22 protein-coding genes are annotated in these 25,496 nt (G+C 36.8%); 3 read left to right on the forward strand and 19 right to left on the reverse strand.

Annotated features, from left to right (window positions below):
• Positions 1-92: 92 nt before the first annotated feature.
• On the forward strand, positions 93-554 hold the full coding sequence (locus MHH98_RS16270) for a hypothetical protein (protein ID WP_038184376.1): 462 nt from the start codon (positions 93-95) through the stop codon (positions 552-554).
• A gap of 783 nt (positions 555-1,337) precedes the next feature.
• Positions 1,338-1,496, forward strand: coding sequence for a hypothetical protein (locus MHH98_RS16275; RefSeq protein WP_340713264.1), 159 nt, complete (start codon positions 1,338-1,340; stop codon positions 1,494-1,496).
• A gap of 373 nt (positions 1,497-1,869) precedes the next feature.
• On the opposite strand, the gene glnA is transcribed toward MHH98_RS16275, so the two are convergent.
• The 3 genes from glnA to MHH98_RS16290 all read right to left on the reverse strand — a co-directional run bounded on the left by glnA (position 1,870) and on the right by MHH98_RS16290 (position 5,059).
• A complete protein-coding gene (gene glnA, locus MHH98_RS16280; RefSeq protein WP_038184368.1) occupies positions 1,870-3,204 on the reverse strand; it encodes a type I glutamate--ammonia ligase in 1,335 nt (444 codons plus the stop codon).
• A gap of 45 nt (positions 3,205-3,249) precedes the next feature.
• The gene (locus MHH98_RS16285) at positions 3,250-3,633 is read right to left on the reverse strand and encodes a MerR family transcriptional regulator (RefSeq protein WP_038184365.1); all 384 of its coding nucleotides are present in this window, start codon (positions 3,631-3,633) and stop codon (positions 3,250-3,252) included.
• Between the two features lie 175 nt (positions 3,634-3,808).
• Positions 3,809-5,059 (reverse strand): methionine gamma-lyase family protein, encoded by a 1,251-nt coding sequence (locus tag MHH98_RS16290; protein ID WP_038184362.1) that lies wholly within the window; start codon positions 5,057-5,059, stop codon positions 3,809-3,811.
• A gap of 139 nt (positions 5,060-5,198) precedes the next feature.
• Here MHH98_RS16290 and MHH98_RS16295 point away from each other — a divergent pair, with 139 nt between their 5' ends.
• Complete coding sequence (locus MHH98_RS16295) at positions 5,199-5,816, forward strand: trimeric intracellular cation channel family protein (protein WP_038184358.1); 618 nt, start codon at positions 5,199-5,201, stop codon at positions 5,814-5,816.
• Positions 5,817-5,855: 39 nt separating this feature from the next.
• Here the strand turns inward: MHH98_RS16295 and MHH98_RS16300 are convergent, their stop codons facing one another.
• From MHH98_RS16300 to recA, 16 genes are all read right to left on the reverse strand, one after another.
• Positions 5,856-6,155, reverse strand: coding sequence for a rhodanese-like domain-containing protein (locus tag MHH98_RS16300; RefSeq protein WP_038184461.1), 300 nt, complete (start codon positions 6,153-6,155; stop codon positions 5,856-5,858).
• Between the two features lie 99 nt (positions 6,156-6,254).
• Positions 6,255-6,485: an RNA chaperone Hfq gene (gene hfq, locus MHH98_RS16305; protein WP_038184348.1), complete on the reverse strand. Its 231-nt coding sequence runs from the start codon at positions 6,483-6,485 to the stop codon at positions 6,255-6,257.
• A 78-nt stretch (positions 6,486-6,563) separates the two neighbouring features.
• Positions 6,564-7,478 carry a tRNA (adenosine(37)-N6)-dimethylallyltransferase MiaA gene (gene miaA / locus MHH98_RS16310; RefSeq protein ID WP_083669607.1) on the reverse strand — a complete coding sequence of 305 codons (915 nt, stop codon included), beginning with the start codon at positions 7,476-7,478 and terminating at the stop codon, positions 6,564-6,566.
• The gene (locus tag MHH98_RS16315; protein WP_340713266.1) at positions 7,475-8,395 is read right to left on the reverse strand and encodes an alpha/beta hydrolase; all 921 of its coding nucleotides are present in this window, start codon (positions 8,393-8,395) and stop codon (positions 7,475-7,477) included. The genes miaA and MHH98_RS16315 overlap by 4 nt, the downstream gene beginning before the upstream one ends.
• Complete coding sequence (locus MHH98_RS16320) at positions 8,388-10,046, reverse strand: glycerol-3-phosphate dehydrogenase/oxidase (RefSeq protein WP_076065409.1); 1,659 nt, start codon at positions 10,044-10,046, stop codon at positions 8,388-8,390. The genes MHH98_RS16315 and MHH98_RS16320 overlap by 8 nt, the downstream gene beginning before the upstream one ends.
• A 28-nt stretch (positions 10,047-10,074) precedes the next feature.
• On the reverse strand, positions 10,075-11,973 hold the full coding sequence (gene mutL, locus MHH98_RS16325; RefSeq protein WP_076065410.1) for a DNA mismatch repair endonuclease MutL: 1,899 nt from the start codon (positions 11,971-11,973) through the stop codon (positions 10,075-10,077).
• A gap of 12 nt (positions 11,974-11,985) precedes the next feature.
• Complete coding sequence (mutS, locus tag MHH98_RS16330) at positions 11,986-14,616, reverse strand: DNA mismatch repair protein MutS (RefSeq protein ID WP_076033991.1); 2,631 nt, start codon at positions 14,614-14,616, stop codon at positions 11,986-11,988.
• Positions 14,617-14,746: 130 nt separating this feature from the next.
• Positions 14,747-15,358, reverse strand: a complete 612-nt coding sequence (gene cotE / locus MHH98_RS16335; protein WP_340713554.1) for an outer spore coat protein CotE — start codon at positions 15,356-15,358, stop codon at positions 14,747-14,749.
• 637 nt (positions 15,359-15,995) lie between these two features.
• Positions 15,996-16,430 carry a RicAFT regulatory complex protein RicA family protein gene (locus tag MHH98_RS16340; protein WP_038184323.1) on the reverse strand — a complete coding sequence of 145 codons (435 nt, stop codon included), beginning with the start codon at positions 16,428-16,430 and terminating at the stop codon, positions 15,996-15,998.
• Positions 16,430-17,977: a tRNA (N6-isopentenyl adenosine(37)-C2)-methylthiotransferase MiaB gene (miaB, locus tag MHH98_RS16345; RefSeq protein WP_076033993.1), complete on the reverse strand. Its 1,548-nt coding sequence runs from the start codon at positions 17,975-17,977 to the stop codon at positions 16,430-16,432. Before miaB ends, MHH98_RS16340 begins: the two co-directional genes overlap by 1 nt.
• Positions 17,978-18,419: 442 nt before the next feature.
• Positions 18,420-19,286, reverse strand: a complete 867-nt coding sequence (locus MHH98_RS16350; protein ID WP_038184318.1) for a 2-oxoacid:ferredoxin oxidoreductase subunit beta — start codon at positions 19,284-19,286, stop codon at positions 18,420-18,422.
• Complete coding sequence (locus tag MHH98_RS16355; protein ID WP_038184316.1) at positions 19,273-21,024, reverse strand: 2-oxoacid:acceptor oxidoreductase subunit alpha; 1,752 nt, start codon at positions 21,022-21,024, stop codon at positions 19,273-19,275. The genes MHH98_RS16350 and MHH98_RS16355 overlap by 14 nt, the downstream gene beginning before the upstream one ends.
• Before the next feature lie 332 nt (positions 21,025-21,356).
• Positions 21,357-21,623 carry a stage V sporulation protein S gene (locus tag MHH98_RS16360; RefSeq protein WP_038184313.1) on the reverse strand — a complete coding sequence of 89 codons (267 nt, stop codon included), beginning with the start codon at positions 21,621-21,623 and terminating at the stop codon, positions 21,357-21,359.
• Positions 21,624-21,713: 90 nt separating this feature from the next.
• The gene (locus MHH98_RS16365) at positions 21,714-22,511 is read right to left on the reverse strand and encodes a TIGR00282 family metallophosphoesterase (RefSeq protein WP_038184310.1); all 798 of its coding nucleotides are present in this window, start codon (positions 22,509-22,511) and stop codon (positions 21,714-21,716) included.
• A 138-nt stretch (positions 22,512-22,649) separates the two neighbouring features.
• Complete coding sequence (rny, locus tag MHH98_RS16370) at positions 22,650-24,206, reverse strand: ribonuclease Y (protein ID WP_076033994.1); 1,557 nt, start codon at positions 24,204-24,206, stop codon at positions 22,650-22,652.
• A gap of 212 nt (positions 24,207-24,418) precedes the next feature.
• Positions 24,419-25,480, reverse strand: a complete 1,062-nt coding sequence (recA, locus tag MHH98_RS16375) for a recombinase RecA (protein WP_038184305.1) — start codon at positions 25,478-25,480, stop codon at positions 24,419-24,421.
• Between the last annotated feature and the right edge of the window lie 16 nt (positions 25,481-25,496).

The raw sequence follows: 25,496 nt of genomic DNA on the forward strand, positions 1-25,496 counted from the left end.
ACGTTTTTATTATATTATCCTTAGTAACTACAGTAGTCATACTTGAGATACCATGTTTCTTAGGGTTAGGTTAAATAAAGGAGCGAATTACGATGCAAATCAAATTTAAAATTGAAGATGAGGTTTCAATATTAAAAGGTAATAATTATGCAGTTTATTTAGATAGTTACTTAGAAGTTTTCCACTATGATGAAAAAAAGGAAACCTTACTCTTTTCAACAACTATGCATAGTACAATTTTGATTGAATTTAGTAGTGTACTAATAAGACTATATCAGACAGAAAAAAAACAAACTCTCGATCCATTTGGTAATGCATCTGTTTATAGTTTCACAAAGAGTGGAAGAAATTTATATATTATCAATTTTGATGAATTATCGAATGACATTGAATGGGAGTATAAATATGACCTAATTGAATTCATTCAATCTTATACAAAAGAGCTAAAACACTATCTTGATAGTATGGTAGCGGTTGAAAGTGACGTACAAAAGAACTCAAGCTATAAACTATTAGAAGAAAAGTATATATTATTAAAAAACTTTGTTAATTGATATATAGAAAAATCTAAGTAATTCATCATTTGGCAGATACTAGTATTTTTGTATCTGCCATTTGTTTTGCTAAATTTTTAAATTATCATTAGACAAAAATCAACTATCAAATGTGTCACGAATTATACTTTTTCTACATATTCCTTCTTTGCTGTGATGTACATACCGCTCTTTGATACGCATTACCAGTCTTAACAATATCGACAATTGTATACTTCTCATTTACTTTTAAAGAATGTACCTTTTTTGATTTACCGAATACTACTCCGTCATATGCGGTACATGGTTTTTTAATGCTGTACAAACCTTTTCCTTTCTTATAGTATTCTTCAGTGTTGTTTGGCTTACTTACAGGCTTGGAAGCTTTTGCGGTTGTTATTTCTTTCTTTTTGTATCCTAACTCATAAAGTTGATAAAAATTTCGCAAAGAGAAGGTTAATTCAATATGTAGAGCGAAGGAAGTTCGTTGCGCGAGTAGTATGACTTAGTATTAAATACAAAGGAAATATTATTTATTTTTAAACTCACAAAAATTCACATTGAAATAAATAAACTGCTCCAAGTTCAGGTTCAGAAAAGTCAAAAGATGATGGGTCTAAAAAAATCAATGCAACTAGCCAAAAACTAGATGCTCTAGGGTTAAAAGCAGGATTAGGCGAAATCAAAATCTATAAAAATAAAATTCAAGTTGGTATTAACGTAGAAAATACCAGTAATTCTAAAATATCTTTCTACCCAGACCAAGGATCTGCTGTTGTAGGAGATATACAATTAGATGCAAATATGTTTTTAACAGACGGTGATGTCTCTGGTGATATTCAAAGTGGAGTTAAAAAAGAGGCAGTTCTTGAATTCCTGGTACCAGAAGGAAAAGAACTTGATGTAAAAAACATTAAAGAAATCAAACTTAACTTTGGTGATATATATGACGAAAAATCATAAAAAGATGTTTCATTTAAAGTGCCAGTTAAATAATATAAGACTACCCCACTTCCATTTAGTGGGGTTTTACTTAAAAACAAAAAGAACATATGTTCCAAAAAAACGAAGGGAATACATAAATAATAATGTCATTTTCGCTAGATTGAAGATTAGGCCACGGATCTATTCAAATTACATCAGACATTTATTCTCATGTTACAAGAAAGATGGAAAATAAATCGATTGAAAAATTCGATGAATACATGCAAAGAAAATCAGCTAAATAACAGATTGTAAAAATTCCGTGGGCAAACAAATAAACAATGCCCACACAGATAGTTTAAGTGGGCAAATAAAAAACCGTTGAAGCCTAGAGCCTCAACGGTTTTAACTATTAATACATTTTCAAGTATTGGTCACGTTCCCATTGGTGAACTTGTGTGCGGAACATATCAAACTCAATTTCTTTTGCTTCACGGAAGTTTTCATAAATATGAGTTCCTAGTGCTTCTTGAATTACTTTATCTTTCGCTAATGCTTGTAGTGCGTCATCAAGGTTGACTGGTAAGTTACCGATACCAGCTTCCTCACGTTCTTCTGCACTCATCACATAGATGTTACGATCTACTGCTGGTGGTGGTGTTAATTGTTGTTCTATACCATTTAACCCTGATTCTAAAATAACAGCCATAGCTAAGTACGGATTAGCAGCTGGGTCAACTGAGCGAACTTCAATACGAGTTGATAAGCCACGAGAAGCTGGAATACGTACTAGTGGTGAGCGATTTTGTCCTGACCAAGCAATGTAGCATGGTGCTTCGTATCCTGGTACTAAACGTTTGTAAGAATTTACTGTAGGGTTTGTTACTGCTGTAAAACCTTCAACATGTTTTAAAACACCAGCCATAAATTGCATAGCTGTTTCAGACAATTGCATTTCAGCTTGTTCATCAAAGAACATGTTTTGTTTTCCGTTAAATAGAGAAACGTTACAGTGCATACCTGAACCACTTAAACCGAAGATTGGTTTTGGCATGAATGTCGCATGTAAGCCGTGCTTACGAGCAATTGTTTTAACAACCAATTTGAATGTTTGGATGTTATCACATGCAGTAATTGCATCAGCGTATTTGAAGTCAATTTCATGTTGTCCTGGAGCAACTTCGTGGTGAGAAGCTTCGATTTCAAATCCCATTTCTTCAAGTTCTAACACGATATCTCGACGGCAATTTTCACCAAGGTCTGTTGGCGCTAAGTCGAAGTAACCACCGTGGTCATTTAATTCTAATGTAGGTTCGCCTTTTTCATCTAATTTGAATAAGAAGAATTCTGGCTCAGGTCCTAAGTTGAAGCTTGTGAAACCCATTTTTTCCATGCGTCCTAGGATACGACGTAGATTGTTACGTGGGTCACCTGCGAATGGAGTACCATTAGAATTATATACGTCACAGATGAAGCGACATACTGTGCCTTTACCAGTAGTCCATGGGAATACCATGAAAGTACTTAGGTCAGGATATAAGTACATATCTGATTCTTCAATACGAACGAAACCTTCAATAGAAGAACCATCGAACATCATTTTGTTATCTAATGCTTTATCTAATTGACTTACAGGAATTTCAACATTTTTAATCGTCCCTAAAATGTCAGTAAATTGTAAACGGATAAACTTTACTTCTTTTTCAGCTACTAATTTCTTAATATCTTCTTTTGTAAATTTCCCCACTCGATTCACTCTCCATGTAATAAATTTTATATTTTACTCAGTTTCTTATTGAAAGAAACGTGATAAATCCCCTTGACGGATAGATGTTTTTTGAAGACGTTGTGCTTGCTGCATCTCTTCTCTTAGAATGCGGCGTAAATCTGCATCCGTAATGTCTTTTTTACCTAAATTCGCGATTGCTGGTTCATTTTTTAAAGCAAATACTTTTTTGATACCTGCCATATTAATACCCTGCTCCAACAAGTCTTTAATTTCTAGCAATGAATCGACATCATTTAAGGAGAACATCCGACGATTGCCTTCTGTTCTTGCAGGTTCGATTAAATTATGTTCTTCATAATATCGAATCTGACGAGCCGTTAAGTCTGTCAGTTGCATGACTATACTAATTGGAAGTAATGGCATTGATCTTCGTATTTCACGACTCATATCATTCACCTTCCCCTTTACAATTCAAATAATACATCATGTTAGATTTTCTGTCAATAACATGTTATATAAGTTAACACGAACTATTATATAAAGAAAAAAGCTTAGAGCCGTCTGGTTTTCAAAGCTTTTTCATTGTTTTAGTTATGTGTTTTTTCACACTATTTTCAGTAAATTATTTTTTTAATTTTTGTACAGCACTTAAAGCTGCATACTTAACATGTTCATAAGTTAAACCACCTTGAATATACGCAGTGTATGGTGGACGAATTGGTCCATCCGCTGATAGTTCAATGCTTGCACCTTGTACAAATGTTCCAGCTGCCATAATGACATCATCTTCATAACCAGGCATATAGGCTGGTTGAGGTGCAAAATGAGCGTTTATTGGGGAACTCGCTTGAATAGCTTGGCAAAACGCAATCATTTGATCTGCCGTTTTGAATGATACAGATTGGATTAAATCAGTTCTTGATGCCGAATAATGTGGCGAAGTCGTCATGCCAATTGATTCAAGCATTGCAGATGTGAATATCGCACCTTTTAAAGCTTGCGCAACAACATGTGGCGCTAAGAAGAAACCTTGATAAAAGTCTGCTAAAGCATTTAAAGTCGGTCCAGCTTCAGCACCTATTCCTGGGGAAGTCATACGGAATGCACATTGTTCAACTAAATCTGCACGTCCAGCAATGTAGCCACCTATTTTAGCTAAGCCACCACCCGGATTTTTAATCAATGAGCCAGCCATTAAATCTGCTCCAACATCTGTTGGTTCAATTTCTTGAACAAATTCACCGTAACAGTTATCCACGAATATAATAGCTGATGGTTGAATTTCACGAATTGTGTTAATCATGTCAGCGATTTGTTCTACTGTGAAGGAAGGTCGTGATGCGTAGCCTTTTGAACGTTGAATTGCGATTACTTTTGTTTTTTCAGATACTGCTTTTGTTACTGCATCCCAGTTAACATCTTTATCATTCTCTAAGTCAATATGTTGATAGCTAATATTAAAGTCTTTTAATGAACCTGTATCTTTGTCACCACCATCAACAATTGATTGTAACGTGTCGTATGGTTGCCCTGTAATATACATAAGTTCGTCTCCAGGACGCAATACACCAAAGAGGCTTAGAGTAATGGCATGTGTGCCAGATATAATTTGCGGACGAACGATACAAGCTTCTGCACCAAACACTTCTGCATAAACGCGTTCTAAATTGTCGCGTCCCTCATCATCATAGCCATAGCCATTTGATGGGTGTAGATGAAAATCACTTACTTGATGATTACGAAAAGCTGCTAAAACTTTTTGTTGATTGAAGAAAGCCACTTCATCGACGTGATCATGGTACGGTTTAACTTGTGCTTCAATTTCTTTTGCTTTTATTAATAATTCATTACTAATTGTTGTAGAATACGTCATTTTTTCGGCTCCCTTTTTATTTTTCCATTACTATCTTACCAATAACAACTTAAGAGTCAATCACTCAATCAGTAAAACTTGTAATTATCACTGTATTTGGTACAATTCAAGGACGTTATGAGAAAGTTGAGGATCTATTATGGCGTGGGATGTATTAAGTATTGTCGGTACAATTGCCTTTGCTGTATCTGGAGCAATTGTGGCAATGGAAGAAGAATATGATTTGTTTGGTGTTTATTTACTCGGGATTGTGACTGCATTTGGTGGTGGAGCCATTCGAAACTCACTAATAGGTGTTCCTGTCTCTGCTCTTTGGGAACAAGATATGATGTTTCAAATTGCACTTATATCTATTACTATCGTTTTTATTTTCCCGCAAAAGTTATTGGAACATTGGCATAAATGGGGCAATTTCTTTGATGCTATCGGCCTATCAGCATTTGCGATTCAAGGAGCACTTTTTGCTGTAAAGTTAGATTTGCCCGTTAGCGCTGCTATTGTAGCTGCGGTATTAACTGGTTCTGGCGGCGGTATTATCCGGGATGTACTAGCCGGTCGTAAGCCTCTTGTTTTACGCGAGGAAGTATATGCCGTTTGGGCAGCAGTTGCCGGTATAGTTGTTGGCCTAGGCATCTTTAAACAAGATTTATGGTTATACATATTATTCGTTAGTATGACCGCTCTTCGTGTATTATCATACATGAAACATTGGCGATTACCCTTTAAATCATTAGGGGGACAAAATTCAGTCAAATAAAAAAGACGAATCAATTTACGATTCGTCTTTTTTAATACCTTAAAATTCCAACTCACCTTCCCAAGCGAGCATGCCACCTTCCATATTCGTAACATCATATCCTAAACCAGACAGATAAGAGCACGCGCTACCACTACGCCCACCTGCATGACAGATGAAAATATAAGGTTTTGTTTTATCTAATTCATCAATTCTTTCAGGTAGTGAACCAAGTGGTATATGGATAGCCCCTGGGATTATACCATTTGCTACTTCCTCATCTTCACGAACGTCTACTAAGAATAAATCTTCATTTGCGTCAACTTTTTCTAAAAGTTCAGTTGTTGTAATAGTTTTCATCATTATAATCCTCCATTATCAATTAAACATATCAAATATCTCTATAAGTATAGCTAGAAATAAAAAATTCGGCTAGTCTTTATACTAGCCGAATTCATTTTACTCTTCGTTATCTTGTGAGATATTAATGGATTTTGAAGGGGCGAATGTCGAAATGGCATGTTTATAAATCAAATGCTGTTTCCCATCAGATTCCAGTAGTACCGTGAAATTATCATAAGATTTAATAAGACCTTTTAGTTGAAAACCATTTAGCAAAAAAACGGTAACGAAAACCCCATTTTTACGCATTTGATTTAGAAACGCATCTTGTAAGTTAATAGATTTCATGCAAAGCCACTCCCTCTTCTGTTTTAAATAAATCTCCTCAATACCATGTATTCGATTTCATTTACGAAAAACCCTTTATTATTCCAACATTTCTCTGATTATTTTTTCTGTGTCGTCCAAACTATTGAACCATTTAACGTCCATTTTATTACGGAAATAAGTTAATTGACGTTTTGCATATCGTCTTGAATTTTGTTTTAACTGCTCTATCGCATTCTCTAGTGATTGTTTATCATCAAAATATGCGTAAAGCTCCTTATATCCAATAGCTTGTACCGATTGTACACCCCGAATATCCTTTTGCCAAAGTGCTTCTACTTCAGCTAGCAGTCCTTGTTCCATCATTATATCAACACGCTTATTTATTCTTTCATACAACAGCTCACGGTCCATATTTAATCCAATGATAATATGGTTATAAAGTGGTTTATCACCTTGGTTTTGCTCATCAGAAGATTTGGCTACACCACCATGCTGAATCATCTCAAGTGCTCTGATTACTCGACGAGTATTATTTGGATGAATCGTTTCAGCAGTTTTAGGGTCAAGCGCTACTAATTTTGCATGCATTTCCTCAGGTCCAATTTCACTAAGTTCTTTATAATAGGCTTCTCTCGCAGCTTCATCAACTTTTTCATCTGTAAAGCGGTAGTCAAAAAGTACAGCTTGAATATATAGACCAGTGCCGCCAACTATGATGGGGAACTTTCCTTTCGCACGAATAAAGTCTATACGTTCACGCACGAGTTGCTGATATTCAGCAACTGAAAAAGATTCTGAAGGCTCTTTAATACTTAGAAGATGATGTGGTATACCTTCCATTTCAGTTTCTGTTATCTTAGCTGTTCCAATATTCAATTCTTTATAAATCTGCATGGAGTCACCATTTATAATCTCTCCATTTAACCTTTTTGCTAGCTCTATACTTAAAGCAGTTTTGCCTGAAGCTGTAGGGCCAACAATGGCGATTACCTCTAAATCTTGTTGTCTCATTCTTTTTCTAACCACCATATGATTTTGTTATAAACCTCTTGTCGATTTACTTCATTTAAAATTTCATGTCGTTTTCCTTCAAATAGCTGTACGGTAACATTTGTTAAACCACAACTTTGATAGCTTTTTGCCACCTTCCAAATACCTTTACTAAAACTACCAACAGGATCATCCGCTCCACTTATTAAGAGGATAGGTAAATCTTTTCGAATTCTATTTATTTCCTCTTCCTTCGATAAAGTTAAAATACCACCAGTTAAATCAACATAAAACTGATTAGTCGCTAAAAATCCGCAATCTTCATCTGCAATATATTTAGCGACTTCAGTTGAATCAGATGATAACCAATCAAAATCAGTTTGGGTATTTGAAAATGCACGATTGAAATTTCCGAACGACAATTTATCTAATAATGGACTTTCCTTCGTTTTCCCATTTAATTTAGCAAGACTTTTAGCAAGTACATGGCCAGCTTGATGTGTCACACTTGCAGCACCTGTTCCGCAGAAAATTGCTTTGGATAGAGTATCACTGTAAAGCTCTGTATAACGTCGTGCTATAAACGAACCCATGCTATGACCAAATAAAATAACAGGAGGTAAATGTTGATCAACCCGAACGAAGTCAAGCACTTCATGTACATCTAACACAACTCGCTCAAAGCCTTGCTGTTCAGCAAAAAAACCTTTAGGTGACTCGTTTACAGACGCTGTTTGCCCATGACCACGATGATCGTGCATAGAAACAACATAACCATTGCCTATGAGGAATTTTGCAAAATCTTCATATCTTGCACTATGCTCTGCCATACCATGAAGAATGTGAATATGTCCTTTCGTCTCTTCACTAGGGAAATAGACAGTCACCGAAATAAGGTGACCATCTGAGACTTTAACTAAATGTGTATTTTTATTCATAAATTCCCTCTTTAGCAAAATGCGACGCTTCGAATAGAACTTGGTCTAATTCCAAGCGATATTGCTCTTCCTGTGCTGTTGAATAGGACAAGTATTTTTTCATTAATTTTATTACTGCTTCCTTATGATTATAGACACTATCTATATCAAATAATAATCGACTTGAACGGCGAACAAAAAAATCTGTTGGTGTTTGTGCCAATTCGTATTGAATAGCATATAGTAGCTGCGCATGTATAGCAATCGGTAAATCCTCAATTGAATTATTGACTTTCAGCGTATGAATAATGTTGAATATGGCTTGTATATTCGTACCGTATTTAGATACGAGCATATTCGCCTCTTCTTTAGTTAAACCTAATTTCGTTCCTTCATATGTTTTATTTTTTACATAAGGACCAAAATTTATAGGATTTATACCTTTAGATCCTGAAAGGGACAAATGCTCTGTAACACAAGGTCCAGACTTTTTAAATTGTTTTTTTTCTACTATCTTGTCGACTATATTTTCAGCCATTTTACGATAACCTGTTAATTTCCCACCTGCAATTGTCAACAATCCACTCGGAGATTCCCAAATCTCGTCTTTACGAGAAATTTCTGAAGGATCTTTACCCTCTTTGAAAATAAGTGGACGAACTCCAGCCCAGCTCGATTCTACGTCTTTTTGAGTAATTTGGACATCCGGGAAAATATAGTGAATTGTATCTATTAAATAAGTAATATCTTCATCAGTTGCAACTGGATTTATGGGATTTTCCTCGTAAAATGTATCAGTGGTACCGACATACGTTTTTCCATCTCGAGGTATTGCAAAGACCATACGGCCATCAGGTGTATCAAAGTAAACAGATTGTTGAAGTGGGAAACGGGATTGATCAATCACAATATGTACACCTTTAGTGAGACGTAATTGTTTATTATTACTAATTTGATCTTTTTTACGTACTTCATCTACCCACGGTCCTGTAGCATTTACTACTGAATTCGATTGAATTGTCCAAGTGCGAGATGAAATTTGATCGCGAACGACTACTCCTGTAATTTTCTCGTTTTCATAATTAAATTCTTCTGCTTTTACATAATTTAAGCAAACCGCACCAAGTTCAACAGCTTTCTTAATAACCTCAATCGTTAGACGTGCATCATCAGTGCGGTATTCTACATAATATCCCCCACCCAATAATCCTTCTTTTTTGAGTAAAGGTTCTTTTAGTAAAGTCTCTTTAGCATTTAGCATTTTACGTCGTTCTGATTTGTTAACTTGAGCTAATTTATCATACACTTTTAAGCCTAATGAAGTTGAATAAGGTCCAAATGATCCTCCTTTGTAAAATGGAAGTAGCATCCATTGCGGAGTTGTAATATGTACCCCATTCTCATAAACGATGGCACGTTCCTTTCCAACTTCAGCAACAACACCTACTTGTAGTTGTTTTAAATAACGCAAACCACCATGTACTAGCTTAGTTGAGCGACTAGAAGTACCAGCAGCAAAATCCTGCATATCAATTAGGGCAACAGATAATCCTCTAGAAACAGCATCTAGCGCAATTCCTGCACCTGTAATGCCACCACCAATTACCAACACATCAAAAGAATAAGCATCCAGTGTTTCAATAAAACTTTCACGTTGTGCAGATGAAAACATATTATCTTCCTCCTTTATTTCGTAAAAATCACATAACTCGCTTAAACATTTTTTCAATTTCATACGTTTTAAAATGGACGATTACAGGTCTTCCATGTGGGCATGTAAACGGATTGACCATTTTTTTTAAGTCTTGTATTAAGACTTCCATTTGTTGAGTATTTAAGTAGTGATTTGCTTTAATCGAACGTTTACAGCTCATCATTATAGCTGCGTCTTCACGTAATTTTCGTATATCCGTTTTACGTTCACGTAGCACCTGTTCAATTAATTCTTCAATGATTTCCTCTTCAAAATCTTTTGGGAACCAAGCGGGATGTTCTCTAACTACAAATGAGTTTGTGCCAAATTCCTCAAGAATAACACCTACATCTATTAAATAGGCCATATTTTCTCTTAACACTAATGCTTCATCAGCAGAATAATGGAATGTTAGCGGAAATAGTAGTGTTTGTCGTTCATTTGGATCGACCTCTCCTACTTTATCTTTGAAAAACTCATATTTAATTCGTTCTTGTGCAGCATGCTGGTCAATTAAATAAAAACCATCCTCACTTTGTGCGACAATATACGTCCCATGAATTTGACCTACAACTTCAAGTTCAGGAAATGGTTCTTTCGTTTCTTGCTCGTCAACTTCTTCTAGTGGCATTTTATAATCTTCATCGTTTTTAGCTTGCTCTGCAGACAATTCTGATTCCGACAAATCGTGTGTACTATTTACTTGTTCCCATGTTGCTTCCTTTACAAAACCTGAATTGGGTGATGAATTTAAATCATCTTGTGGAAATGGTTCTGAATAAAGAGTTGAACCTTCTTCTTGCTTAGTTTTTTCATTAAATTGAGGCATACTCGTGTTATTATAATTCATCGATTTCCAAAAATTAATTTGCTCCCCGGTTTGCGGAACTTTTTTCTTCTTTTCTGCAATTTCAGGTGCTTGCATTGACTGACGAATTACCTTATGCAAAGTTTTTTCAATTAAGTCCATTAATTCTGCTTCTTTGCTTAAACGAATTTGTTGCTTTGACGGATGTACATTAACATCTGTTAAAAATGGATCGCCTTCAATGTTAATAACTGAAATCGGAAAACGACCAATCGGTAAGAATGTATGATATGCATCAATCATTGCTTTTTGTACAGTAAAATGACGCACCCATCGACCATTAACGAAAATAGACATGTAATTTTTAGATGCTCTTGTAATTTCAGGTATTGTTGCAAACCCTGAAATTTTATAATCTAGTGATTCGCCTTCAAATTGCACCATTTTTTTCGCATTGGCAATACCATAAATTGCCGCTAATACTTGGCGTAAATCACCACGTCCATTCGTTTGTAATAATATATGGTCATGGTGACGTAATTTGAATGCGATATCTGGGTAACAAAGAGCCAATCGATTCATCAAATCAATTGTGTGACCTAATTCAGTTTGAATCGTCTTCATGTATTTCAATCGTGCTGGTGTATTATAAAAAAGTTGGGATACCTTCATATCCGTCCCTTTACGTAATGGCGCTGGTTTTTTGTCAATAACATGACCACCTTCCAGTTGCACTTCAATACCCACTTGCCCGTTTGATGTGACCAGGGTAATTTTTGATACTGAAGCGATACTGGCTAATGCCTCTCCGCGAAAACCTAGTGTACGAATACGGAATAAATCATGTTCATTTTCAATCTTACTTGTAGCATGTCGTTGAAAAGATTTCAGTGCATCAGCTTCGTCCATCCCACTACCATTATCAATTACTTGAATGGAAGTTAGTCCGGCTTCTTCTAAAATTACTTCAATCGAGGTGCTTCCTGCATCAATGGCATTTTCGACTAGTTCTTTCACAACAGATGAAGGTCGCTCGACTACTTCACCTGCTGCGATTTTATTGGACAGAAATTCATCCATTATATGAATATGACCCATCTGTTGCACCTCCTACTTTTTTATTAAAGATTGTTGCAATGCGTAAACAAGTTGCAATGCATCCATCGGCGTTGTGCCAGATACATTTACTGATCGAATTTGCTCAAGTACTTCTTGTTCTAATTTAGAAACAGCTAATTGAATTACTTCTTTCGGCTCTTCTTCTGCAAATAGAGAAAGTTGTGCTGATTCGTCCTTCATAATGTCTACTTGTTCATCTTTAACATTAGGTGTTGATTCTGCTTTTGTAACCGTTGCAGCTGAGACTGCATTAGTTGCCTCAAATTCTTCCAATAAAATGCGCGCTCTAGAAATAATTTCAGCCGGTAATTCTGCTAACTCTGCTACATGAATACCGTAACTTTTATCTGCCGGGCCTTTTTTAACTTTGTGTAAAAAGACCACCTTCCCATCTTGTTCCATTGCTGATACATGGACATTTTGCAAGCGATTTAAGTCATTTTCTAAATCCGTTAATTCATGATAATGAGTAGAGAATAATGTATTAGCGCCTATTTTATTGTGGATAAACTCCATCATAGATTGTGCTAATGCCATACCATCATAAGTTGATGTACCACGACCAATTTCATCAAAGAGCAATAAGCTCTTCTCGGTAGCATTTGTAATGGCATGTTGTGATTCCAACATCTCTACCATAAATGTACTTTGTCCTGCTGCTAAATCATCTGCTGCACCAATACGTGTGAAAATTTGATCCGTTATTGGTAATTCCGCTTCATCTGCTGGTACATAGCAGCCCATTTGTGCAAGAATTGTAATAAGCGCCACTTGTCTCATATACGTACTTTTACCAGACATATTCGGTCCTGTAATTAGCATCATATTTCGATCATCAGTCAATATACAATCATTTGGCACATATAATTGCTGATTCATCATTTTCTCGACAACCGGATGACGACCATTAACAATTTTAAGTGAACGACCTTCATGGAAGACCGGTTTTGTGAAACGATACTTTTCCGTAACAGTTGCAAAACCTACGTAGACATCTAATTCACTGATAGCAGAAGCAAGTCCTTGTAATCTCGGGATATATTGCTTTAATTCTTCACGAATTTGAGTAAATAAAGTATATTCGAGCGCCAAACTTTCTTCTTCAGCATTTAGTATGATAGCTTCTTTTTCCTTTAGTTCATCTGTAATGTAACGCTCTGCATTAGCTAGCGTCTGTTTACGTTCATATCTTTCTAAATCAGCTAAATGGATATACGATTTCGTGATTTCGATGTAATATCCAAACACTCGGTTATAACCAATTTTCAAATTCTTAATTCCTGTTTTTTCACGCTCTTGTTGTTCAAGTGCTGCAATCCAGTCTTTACCGTTGCGAGAGGCATAACGAAGCTCGTCTAATTTCGCATTATAGCCACCGCGGATAACATCGCCCTCTTTAATAGAGATTGGTGGGTGATCTGTAATCGCATGACTTAAATAACTTTCTACATCACTACATAAATCAAGTGCTTTCCCTAAATTTTGTAGATTTGCTTTTGAAGAGTTTAGTAGTTGCTCTTGAATGACAGGCACTTGACGTAATGATTCTCTTAATTGGGCTAAATCACGTCCCCCAACACTTCCAAATGCAACACGCCCTGCTAGGCGTTCTAAGTCATACACTTGTTTGAATAATTCCTGTAATTCTGCTCGAACAAAATATTCTTCCAACAAATCTGTAACGATGCTCAAGCGATTTTCAATATGTTGACGGTTTGCTAACGGTTGATGTAACCACTGTTTTAATTTTCGACCACCCATTGCAGTAACAGTTTCGTCTAGTAACCATAATAGTGTTCCTTTTTGGTCCCCACCACGTAGTGATTGAATGAGTTCTAAATTACGTTTTGAGTTTGTATCTATATTTAGATAATTTTTGTTTTCATTGTATTGGAATGGTTGAATATGAGAAAGTGAGCGCATTTGAGTACGTTCAATATAGTGCAGAAGCTTTCGTCCAGCACCATGCAAATTACTTGGTGCCTCTTCTAAATACTGTGTACTTTTAACTTCATCCATTACCTCTTCTTCAATTGATAAGACAATGGATAATGCTTCTGCCTGTTCAGTCAGCTCTGCAAATAATTGCTCTGAAACAACCATTTCTCGAATACCAAATGATTGGAGTTGTTGTAATAAGACCAGACCATCGCCTTCGACATAAGTAACAGTTGCCTCACCAGTTGATAAATCTAAATAACAAAAAGCATATTCTATAGGGTTTATTTGCTCAGCAGCTGCGATGAAGTGATTTGTTTTTCCATCCAACGCTTTGCCTTCCATAATTGTCCCAGGTGTAATCAACCGAACAACTTCACGTTTTACGACACCTTTTGCTTGTTTGACATCTTCTGTTTGTTCACAAACTGCTACTTTAAAACCTTTTTGAACTAGTGTTTCGATATAATTTTTAGCGGAATGATGAGGGACACCACACATGGGAATGCGTTCTTTCATCCCGGCATCTCGGCTCGTTAATGTAATTTCTAGAATTTGAGAAGCTTTTATAGCATCATCAAAGAACATTTCATAAAAATCACCTAATCTAAAAAATAAAAAAGCATCTTGATAATCTGCTTTCACTTGTAGATATTGTTGAATCATTGGTGTATACGTTGTCATTTTAAAACCTCTCTTGTGTAGCTAAATCTTATTTCTATTATAACAAAATAAGTATTGAAATGCGTTTCATACCTTTTAGAGACTTTACTCAAAAAAAAATAAGCCGGCGTCGCCTCCGGCTTTAAAATGTTTAATGAAATGATGAAGATTCAAATGATGGACCTGATGATGAAGAGCTTGATGAAGAGCTCGATGATGAACTTGATGATGAACTTGACGATGAGCTTGACGATGAGCTTGATGATGAGCTTGATGATGAGCTTTCATCTTCGAAATCCCACTCTTCTTCAAAATCTAATGGATGTACTGAGATACAAATTGTTGTCTCACCTACAACTTCTGCAAGCAATTCCCGCTCAATTGTGACTTGGAATTGCTCACCGCAAGGCGTAATAATAGCTTCTGTACAGTTCGGGTGTTGAATCACCTTGACATGAACCTCTTCTTTACCAGTTGTTTCGTTATCTCTATAATGTAGTTTGATACGGTCTCTATACAGTACCGTCTCAGAATATACTGCTGTTTTTGAATGATTATGATAAGCGTACCAAACATTGACATCAAATTTGCCTGATACTTCTACAAAATTACCATGTTTTTTCGCTGTATGCGTATGGTTGATTACCCAGCACCCTAATATACTTGATGGTTGATTCGGTGGTCTTAAATTTTCACATACTTCTGTTCTTTTTTTACCCTTCGCGACGACCGCCTTTGTGACAATTTGACGCAACTGTTTCAGTGCGATTCCTCCTTTGCTTCTCTTAATTTCATCTTATGCGCCATGTGCCTATTGGGTGATTAGATTAATTTTTAAAAATAAAAAAACTACTGAATAGCCGTTCTTTCTTTGGCTACACAGTAGTCTGTTATTTTTCCGGTACTTTGAATGCTAAACATATAGGGTGACCGTAATATAATCGCGGAATTAATGTTATATCCGCATCTAATACCTTCTGTTTATAAATTCCAGGGTAAAAATCAATTAGATTTTATCCTTTTTCATCAGTAGCGACTACATTAAACGCTCATTAGTAACCGGTAAGGCATTGAAATAGGATACATAGTACGCATTATCAAACTTAGTCCAACTGCTTCGTATGACCCATCGTACTAATTATCTTTAATTTCTTTGGCCATCCGCGTTTATTTTCACTGTACTTAATGTAGAAAATTCGCCACAAAGCCTAATTCACTTACTTAAACTTCCCATCATCCTGTTCTAGACAAGAACCATTCCATACCAAGTAAGTTAAATGAGGAAAGATAATTTGCTTCTCCAACATTGCTTTCAGTTTTATGCTATGAATCTTCTATTCCAAAATAAAGAAAACCCTTATAAAAATCGTTATTTTTTATAAGGGTTTTCGATTATTATATTAAGAACAGCTACCTGGTTTTGAGTTTTGTACTTTTGACCCTGTTTCACCACGTAATACGTCGCCACCAGTTGATTCAACAATTTCATCTGTCACACTATTCGCAATTGTGTTTGATACTAATTGCAATAGATCATTTACATCGCCCTGAGATTGTTTAAATTCTTCAACGATTGGTAAAGAATTAATTTCTTCTTCAATTTTCGCAATTTTATCTTCAATTAAACGAAGTGCTTTTTCTTTACCATAATGTTGGAAGTTTACTGCTTGTTTTTGTAAACTTTTTAGACTAGCGATTTTTTCACGTACCATTTGGTTTTCATTAATTTGTGCTTCTGCACGTTTGAAGAAATCTACTTCTTCCGTGTTAGCTACCATATGGGCAATTTCCATTGCTTTTGCGATGATTTGATCTTTAGTATATATTTCTGCCATTATAATTCCACCTTTTGGTCCGTTACAACTTCGATAAAATCCCCTTGTAATGACCAAGTTTTTGCTTCAGTAACTTGTACTTTAACAATTTGACCAATTACTTCTTTAGGGGCTACAAAGTTTACGAGTTTATTTTTTCTTGTATAACCTGCTAATACATTCGGGTTACGTTTACTTTCCCCTTCTACTAACACTTCAACGATTTGACCGTCATATTGTTTAATTGCTTCTCCACATAGTTGGTTCACTACGTCATTTAAACGTTGTAGACGTTCTTTTTTCACTTCCATTGGTACATTATCCTGCATTTTCGCTGCAGGCGTACCTTCACGTGGTGAATAAATGTAGGTGAATGCCATTTCGAAGCCAACTTCTTTATATAAAGATAGCGTTTCTTCAAATTGCTCGTCTGTTTCATTTGGAAATCCAACGATAATATCAGTTGTTAACGCCACATCTGGAATTGCTTTTCTAATTTTTCGCACAAGTTCTAGATAGCTTTCGCGCGTATATTTACGAGCCATAATCTTCAACATATCACTTGAACCTGATTGCACTGGTAAATGAATGTGCTCAACTAAGTTTCCTTTTTTCGCTAATACTTCGATTAAATAATCATCAAAATCACGTGGGTGACTTGTGGTAAAACGAATACGAGGAATATCAATTGTACGTAATTCATTCATTAAATCGCCAAGACCATACTTTAGATCCTCAAAGTCTTTTCCGTAAGCGTTTACGTTTTGACCAAGTAATGTCACTTCTTTATAGCCTTGTGCAGCTAGTTGGCGTACTTCTTGAATAATATCATCTGGTCGTCGACTACGTTCTTTTCCGCGTGTATAAGGTACGATACAATATGTACAGAATTTATCACAGCCGTACATGATATTAACCCAAGCCTTTGTATTCCCTTTGCGAACTTTCGGAAGGTTTTCAATAACGTCCCCTTCTTTAGACCACACTTCGATAACCATTTCTTTCGACATATAAGCTTCGTTTAAAATGTCTGGTAAACGATGAATATTATGCGTCCCAAAAATCATATCAACTTGGTCATATGTTTTCAAGATTTTCTTAACTACTGCCTCTTCTTGCGACATACAGCCACATACACCAATTAATAAATCAGGATTTTTTTGCTTTAACGGTTTAAAGTGACCAAGTTCACCAAACACTTTGTTCTCAGCATTTTCGCGAATGGCACAAGTATTCATTAAGATGACATTCGCATCATCAACGTTATTTGTTGCTTCATAACCAAGTTGTAGGAAAATACCAGCCATTACTTCTGTATCGTGTTCATTCATTTGGCAACCGTACGTACGAATGTAGAATTTACGACCTTGTCCCATACCCATGTATTTTTCGTCAATCGCGAAGTCTTTATGGTATTGAACTTCTTCCTTACCACGTTTCTTTGCATCTTTTAGAGATGGCGCTGTATATACAGATTGAAAATATTTACTATAGTCCTTCTCGGATTTTTTGTCCGATGGATCTGGATGTTTCACTTGTTGACTAGCAAGTCGTTGTTCTTCGTTCATCAGTAAACTCCTTCCGCTCGTATTCGCACACTCGAATACCCATTTTCTTATTATACTTAATGGAGTATGGTTCCTACAAGAAAAGAACGTTAATTGTCGGTGTTTCGACATATAGCTTGTTTTGTGGGGCGAGGCCGTGTGCTATGTGGAGTCTACTTGGACTTACTTTGGTGCTGTTTGTGCTCTATAGCGCTACTCATGCCTTCATTGGCGTTACTCACTCTCTCTTTAGCGCTACTTACAACCTCTTTGGCGCTACTCACTATCTCTTTGGCGCTACTCACAACCTCTTTAGCGCTACTTACTATCTCTTTAGCGTTACTCACTCGCTCTTTAGCGCTACTCACAACCTCTTTGGCGCTACTCACTCTCTTTTTCAACAATAAAAAAACTAATTCTCTAGTCAGTTAAACGACTCGAGAATTAGTCTCTACATTATTTATTACATAAATTCCTTCATTAGCTCTTGAAGATCTTTTTCTTCAATCATCATATCCTGCTGGTTAAGGGGTTCTTCACTATATCCATTTACTAAGTTTTGATACGAAGGTGTTTCCTCGTCTTGATAAATGATACCTGTTACTAGACCTTCATGCTCCATTACAGTCGCCATAGCTTGGGCACGGTTTGTTGAATCGTAGCCTTCAATGCTCGATAGTTTTGTAATGTTTTCTTTGAACCAGTCATAAGTGTTGATTTTATTGTACGTTACACAAGGGCTGAATACATTAATAAATGCGAAGCCGTTGTGATTCATACCTGCTTCAATGATCGCAGTTAGCTCTTTTAAATCTGTCGAAAAACTTTGTGCTACGAATGTTGCGCCAGCAGATAATGCTACTTCTAATGGTTTTAATGACGGTTCGATTGCGCCACCTGGTGTTGATTTTGTGACAAAACCAGCAGCTGAGCGTGGTGATGTTTGTCCTTTAGTTAAACCATAGATTTGATTATCCATGACGATGTACGTGATATCAACGTTACGACGGATTGAGTGAATTGTATGACCCATACCGATTGCGAAACCGTCACCGTCACCGCCAGAAGCGATTACTTTTAAATCACGGTTAGCCATTTTCAACCCTTGTGCAATTGGTAATGCACGTCCGTGAATACCGTGTAAACCATATGAATTAATGTATCCTGAGATACGACCTGAACAGCCAATTCCTGAAACAACTGCTAGTTCATGCGGTTGGATTTCTAGGTTTGCTGCAGCACGTTGGATTGCAGCTTGCACTGAAAAGTCACCACATCCAGGACACCAGTTAGGTTTAACATTATTTCGAAAGTCCTTAAATGTTACCATCTGTTAGCAACTCCTTCACGCGGCCTAACAATTCTTTTGGCAAGAATGGTGTGCCATCATATTTCACTAAGCTAATAATTTTATCGTGTGCGCCAATATTCATTTTCATTACATTAGCTAATTGACCAGTGGCATTATTCTCAACGACAATTACTTTTTTCGCATTGTCGATCAATTCTTTCATTTCCTCTGCTGGGAATGGGTGAATTAGTCGAATATGTGCGTGGTTTGTTTTGATGCCTTCTTCGTTTAACATCGGTTGAATTTCTTCTATTGCACCTTTAGTCGAGTTAAAGCCAACTAATAGTACATCCGCTTCCTCGTGTGGTGTGTTTTTAAATACAGGCATATTAAAGTTTACGTGATTTAATTTACGGAAACGTTTATCCATTTGCGCTTTACGGTTGCCTGCTGCTTCAGATGGTTTACCTGTCTCATCATGTTCAACACCTGTAACGTGGTGAATACCGTGTTTTTGACCAGGCACGACACGAGTTGACACGCCATCTTCTGTTACTTCATAGCGTTTAAAATATGCTTTATCCTCTGCTTCAGGTAATTCACCAAGTTCTAGCTTACCTCGACGAATTTCGATTTTAGAGTAATCAAATGGTTCAACAGTTTGTTTACCAAGTGATAATTGAAGATCAGATAATAATATAACCGGTATTTGTAATTCTTCCGCAATGTTAAACGCTTGAATTGTATCGTAGAATGCCTCTTCACCAGTACTTGGTGCGATAACAACTTTCGGAATTTCACCATGTGTTCCGTATAGCATTGCCATTAAATCAGATTGTTCTTGTTTTGTTGGTAGGCCTGTTGATGGGCCACCTCGTTGTGTATCTACTATAACAAGTGGTTGTTCTGTCATACCAGAAAGGCCAATTGCTTCCATCATTAATGATAAGCCTGGACCTGCAGATGCTGTAAATGAACGAACGCCACCATAATTTGCGCCGATTGCCATTGTTGCAGCCGCGATCTCATCTTCTGTTTGGATAACAGTACCACCGAATTTAGGCAATTTTTTGATTAAATATTCCATTATTTCTGAAGCTGGAGTGATCGGATATGCTGCCATAATACGAGAGCCTGCAGCTAATGCACCTAGTGCAATAGCTTCATTACCGATCATAAATAGACGGTGTTTACCATCAGCTGGTTCTAATTCGAATTTACCAATATTATCACCAAGCATACCGTTCATTAGTTCGTGTCCTTGTGCGATGGCTGTCATATTTTTTTGGACAACTGTTTCACCTTTACGACCGAAGATTTCATCAACGACACTTTGGAAAACTTCATCTTCTAGATTTAATAATGCAGCAGTTGCACCGATCGCCACCATGTTTTTCATTAAAGTAGTCCCTAATTCAGCGGCTACTTCAGTGAATGGTACAATATAAAGTGTTGCAGGACAATCTTCTGGTTTTACTGGTTTAAATTTAGCGTCTGCTAAAATAACACCTTCTGATGTTAATTCTTTATAATTGACATCGATTGTTTCTTGGTCAAATGCAACCAATATATCTAAATCATCTGGAATCGTGTGTACGACAGATGTGCGTACGTTAATTTTATTGTTCGTATGGCCACCTTTAATACGGGAAGAGAAGTGACGGTATCCATATAAATGGTATCCAAGACGGTTCATAGCCGTAGAGAAAATTTCCCCCGTACTCTCAATACCTTCCCCTTGTTGCCCACCGACTTTCCATGAAAGCTGATGTAACATTTATAACATCTCCTTAATTACAGGTTTTTAGCTTTTTATCCTTCATCAGTTTATCACGAAGACCCGATGTAAACTATTGTTTATAAGCGATTTCTTTGAAATTCAGACCTTTGACGGAAAAGCTCGTTCAATAAGTTGTAATAATAATCACTGACAATACTCACTATGTTAACATATTTTTTTATGTATAGTAAAAAAGCTTGGTGTGCTCACTTCATTTCACAACATGTATTAGTGGTCACCTTAAAATTCCATTTCAAATAAGCAAAATACAAACGCTCATTATTTTCCCCATAAAAAAATACCGGTTTCCCGGTATTTTAGTTTTTTATTTATCTCGTACGCTTTTCTACTAAAAGCTTCATAGCCGTTCGATCTTCACCTGCAATTAAAATATCCGTAAATGCAGGCGAACAAGTCAAGTCCGTTCCACTTGGTGCAACAAATCCTCTTGCAATTGCAACTGCTTTAACAGCTTGATTTAGTGCACCTGCTCCAACTGCTTGCATCTCTGCATAGCCTTGCTCTCTAATGACTGCTACTAATGCGCCAGCTACTGAGTTCGGGTTTGAGCGAGAAGATACTTTCAATGAATCCACAACAATTCCTCCCTTAATTTGAAAAAATGTGGGACATCTCTCTTGTCCATGGATTATTGTATGCAGCGAGTTTTGGGAATAGACTTACAATTATGCTTTGAAAGGATAATCTGCATTAATATATATGCGCTCAAATGATTTCGCTAAGCCCGTTTTATCATCAAGATCAACAAAGAAGCCACTTAGTACTTCTCGGCCTTGTTTTGGTACTTCAAAACGTGTTGGCATATTTGTTTTAAATCGGTAGATTACACTTTCTTTATTCATTCCAAGAACTTCATCATAAGGTCCAGTCATTCCAACGTCAGTAATATACGCTGTACCACCAGGGTAAATGCGTGCATCCGCTGTTTGTACATGTGTATGCGTCCCTACAAGAGTTGATACTCGGCCATCTAAATACCAACCCATTGCAATTTTTTCACTCGTCGTTTCAGCATGGAAATCTACGAAAATAAGTGGAGAAACTTTTTTTGCTTCTTCTATTAATTCGTCTGCTTTAGCAAATGGATCGCCATGTGGTGGTAAGAAAGTACGTCCATGTAAATTGATTACAGATAAAGTATGACCATTTTTTGAAATAGTCGTCATCCCTTTGCCGGGCGCTTCGTCTGAGAAGTTTGCAGGTCTGATTAAAAATTCTGCATCATCAATGAAATCGAAAATTTCTTTTTGATCCCATGTGTGGTTACCCATTGTAATGACATCTACGCCCGTCATTAATAACTCTTGATAAATGGCTCTTGTAATCCCACGTCCAGCAGCGGCGTTCTCCCCGTTCGCAATGACAACATCTGGTGCATATTTTCTCTTTAATCTTGGTAAATATGTTTCAACAGCTGTACGGCCAATTGAGCCGACAATGTCTCCGATAAATAGTACTTTCATTATTGATTCACTCTTTTCCAACAAAAAAGGCTTCTCGACCGAGGTTCTAAGAAGCCTTCTTTATAAAATATTTGAATTTTTCAATTCAGTTTTCTTACTTTACATTTGGCATAAACTTATTTCTTATTCTGAAATTAACTATTTCGCATATTCGACTGCGCGTGTTTCACGAATAACTGTCACTTTAATATGCCCTGGATAATCCAGTTCATCCTCAATACGTTTGCGAATATCACGTGCTAAACGATGTGAAGCTAAATCATCAATTTGATCAGGACGTACGATTATACGTATTTCACGACCTGCTTGAATAGCGAATGATTTCTCAACGCCTTCATATGATTCAGAGATTTCTTCTAGTTTTTCTAGTCGACGAATATAGTTTTCAAGTGTTTCACTTCGTGCACCTGGGCGCGCTGCAGATAAAGCATCAGCAGCAGCCACTAATACAGCAATTACTGAAGTTGGTTCAGTATCACCATGGTGAGAAGCAATACTATTAATAACAACAGGATGCTCTTTGTATTTTGTGGCCAATTCTACGCCTATTTCTACGTGACTTCCTTCTACTTCATGATCAATTGCTTTACCAATATCATGCAGTAACCCTGCACGTTTTGCTAAAAGTACATCTTCGCCTAATTCAGCTGCTAGTAAGCCCGCTAAGTGAGCTACCTCTACAGAGTGTTTCAGGACGTTTTGACCATAGCTTGTACGATATTTCATACGGCCTAAAATTTTCATTAAATCCGGATGTAAATTGTGGATACCCACTTCGAATGTTGTTTGTTCACCTGTTTCACGAATTTGCTCGTCCACTTCACGGCGAGATTTCTCAACCATCTCTTCTATACGAGCTGGATGAATACGGCCGTCTTGTACTAATTTTTCAAGTGCTAGACGTGCTGTTTCTCTACGGATTGGATCGAATCCTGATAAAATAACGGCTTCAGGTGTGTCATCAATAATTAAATCGATACCTGTTAGCGTTTCAAGTGTTCGAATGTTTCGGCCTTCACGTCCAATAATACGACCTTTCATCTCGTCATTTGGTAAAGTGACGACGGAGACAGTCGTTTCTGCAACGTGATCAGCTGCAAAGCGCTGAAGGGCTAGTGATAAAATTTCTCGTGCTTTTTTGTCAGATTCTTCTTTCGCTCGCATTTCAGATTCTTTCGTCATAACTGCTATATCAGTTGATAACTCGTTTTCTACTTGTTTTAGAATAATGACTTTTGCTTCTTCACGAGTTAATGCTGAGATACGTTCGATTTCAGATTGCTGTTTAGCTACGAGATCTTCCACTTTGCTTTCCATCTGTTCAATATGCTGTTGTCTGTCGTTAAGAGCGTCTTCTTTGCGCTCTAAACCTGCTTCCCTCTTATTCAGAGCTTCATCCTTGCGATCAAGATTTTCTTCTCTTTGCAATAACCGGTTTTCTTGTTTCTGAAGCTCAGACCGGCGTTCACGGATGTCGTTTTCTGCTTCAGTTCGAAGTGTGTGAGTTTCATCTTTTGCTTCTAGAAGTGCTTCTTTCTTTAGAGCTTCCGCTTCTCTTTTACCTTCATCTATGATGATCTCTGCGGAACTCTTTGCACCTGTCACTTTTGAATCATTCACTCTTTTATTGACGTAATAGATAACAGCGGCACCGACGATGAGTCCAAGCAAAGCGGAGATGATGTTTCCAGTCATTCGAACACCTCCTCTTGCTGTATTGTTTTCATTTTTAGTCGGCTATACATTAAGTATTTCTATGAGCTCTCAATATACTGCCTATTTCATTTCAATTTTAGAAATTATACAAGTTTAATTGTATAGTTGAAAAAAAACAATGTCAAGGATTCACAGTTATAGTTATAGTCAAAAGGGCCCTTCAATTGACATTGAAAGACCCTCAGAAAATCTTACTCTTCATTTAATAATGATGATAGTTCTGCATCCATTGCTTCGTCTTCTTCATTTTCAACTGTATATGAATCAGTTGCAATCCCAGAAGCTACGCGGATTTTATGTGCAATTTCATTGCTGATTTCAGGGTTTTCTTTTAAGAATTGTTTTGCATTTTCGCGTCCTTGGCCTAAACGCTCTTCTTCATAAGCATACCAAGAACCACTTTTTTGCACGATTTCTTTTTCTACACCGATATCGATGATTTCGCCTTCTTTAGAAATCCCTTCACCATACATAATATCTACTTCAGCTGTTTTGAATGGCGGTGCCACTTTGTTTTTAACGACTTTAATTTTAGTTCTGTTACCTACCATATCATTACCTTGTTTGATTGTTTCTGCGCGACGTACTTCTAAACGTACAGAACTGTAGAATTTTAAAGCGCGTCCACCTGGTGTTGTTTCTGGGTTACCGAACATAACACCAATCTTCTCACGAATTTGGTTAATGAAAATAGCAATTGTATTTGACTTGTTAATAATCCCTGATAATTTACGTAATGCTTGAGACATTAAACGTGCTTGTAGACCAACATGCGAATCACCCATGTCACCTTCGATTTCGGCTTTTGGTACAAGGGCTGCTACAGAATCGATGATAATGATATCGATTGCGCCGCTACGTACAAGAGCTTCAGCGATTTCTAACGCTTGCTCCCCTGTATCTGGCTGTGATAGTAATAATTCATCAATATTAACGCCTAGTTTTTGTGCATAGACAGGATCAAGTGCATGTTCCGCATCAATAAACGCTGCTGTGCCACCGTTAGCTTGTACTTCTGCAATCGCATGAAGTGCTACAGTTGTTTTACCAGAACTCTCTGGTCCATATATTTCAATAACGCGACCTCGTGGATATCCACCTACTCCAAGTACTGTATCAAGTGCTAAAGAGCCACTTGAAGAAGTCATAATTTCGATGTCTGTTTTTTCGCCTAATTTCATAACTGAACCTTTACCAAATTGCTTTTCAATTTGTTTAAGGGCCATGTCTAATGCTGCTTTACGATCGCTCAATCTTGTTCCTCCTTCG

Origin of the sequence: Viridibacillus sp. FSL H8-0110 (assembly GCF_038003565.1) — a bacterium.
Taxonomy (GTDB): Bacteria; Bacillota; Bacilli; order Bacillales_A; family Planococcaceae; genus Viridibacillus; species Viridibacillus arenosi.

Coding starts and splice junctions, on each gene's coding strand:
- MHH98_RS16295 (WP_038184358.1), top strand. CDS start 5,199: ATGGCGTGGGATGTATTAAGTATTGTCGGTACAATTGCCTTTGCTGTA.
- MHH98_RS16285 (WP_038184365.1), bottom strand. CDS start 3,633: ATGAGTCGTGAAATACGAAGATCAATGCCATTACTTCCAATTAGTATA.
- MHH98_RS16355 (WP_038184316.1), bottom strand. CDS start 21,024: ATGTTACATCAGCTTTCATGGAAAGTCGGTGGGCAACAAGGGGAAGGT.
- miaB (WP_076033993.1), bottom strand. CDS start 17,977: ATGAACGAAGAACAACGACTTGCTAGTCAACAAGTGAAACATCCAGAT.
- MHH98_RS16340 (WP_038184323.1), bottom strand. CDS start 16,430: ATGGCAGAAATATATACTAAAGATCAAATCATCGCAAAAGCAATGGAA.
- mutL (WP_076065410.1), bottom strand. CDS start 11,973: ATGGGTCATATTCATATAATGGATGAATTTCTGTCCAATAAAATCGCA.
- MHH98_RS16365 (WP_038184310.1), bottom strand. CDS start 22,511: ATGAAAGTACTATTTATCGGAGACATTGTCGGCTCAATTGGCCGTACA.
- MHH98_RS16350 (WP_038184318.1), bottom strand. CDS start 19,286: ATGGTAACATTTAAGGACTTTCGAAATAATGTTAAACCTAACTGGTGT.
- MHH98_RS16300 (WP_038184461.1), bottom strand. CDS start 6,155: ATGAAAACTATTACAACAACTGAACTTTTAGAAAAAGTTGACGCAAAT.
- MHH98_RS16275 (WP_340713264.1), top strand. CDS start 1,338: ATGTTTTTAACAGACGGTGATGTCTCTGGTGATATTCAAAGTGGAGTT.
- mutS (WP_076033991.1), bottom strand. CDS start 14,616: ATGACAACGTATACACCAATGATTCAACAATATCTACAAGTGAAAGCA.
- MHH98_RS16320 (WP_076065409.1), bottom strand. CDS start 10,046: ATGTTTTCATCTGCACAACGTGAAAGTTTTATTGAAACACTGGATGCT.
- rny (WP_076033994.1), bottom strand. CDS start 24,206: ATGACTGGAAACATCATCTCCGCTTTGCTTGGACTCATCGTCGGTGCC.
- MHH98_RS16290 (WP_038184362.1), bottom strand. CDS start 5,059: ATGACGTATTCTACAACAATTAGTAATGAATTATTAATAAAAGCAAAA.
- hfq (WP_038184348.1), bottom strand. CDS start 6,485: ATGAAATCTATTAACTTACAAGATGCGTTTCTAAATCAAATGCGTAAA.
- MHH98_RS16315 (WP_340713266.1), bottom strand. CDS start 8,395: ATGAATAAAAATACACATTTAGTTAAAGTCTCAGATGGTCACCTTATT.
- MHH98_RS16270 (WP_038184376.1), top strand. CDS start 93: ATGCAAATCAAATTTAAAATTGAAGATGAGGTTTCAATATTAAAAGGT.
- miaA (WP_083669607.1), bottom strand. CDS start 7,478: ATGAGACAACAAGATTTAGAGGTAATCGCCATTGTTGGCCCTACAGCT.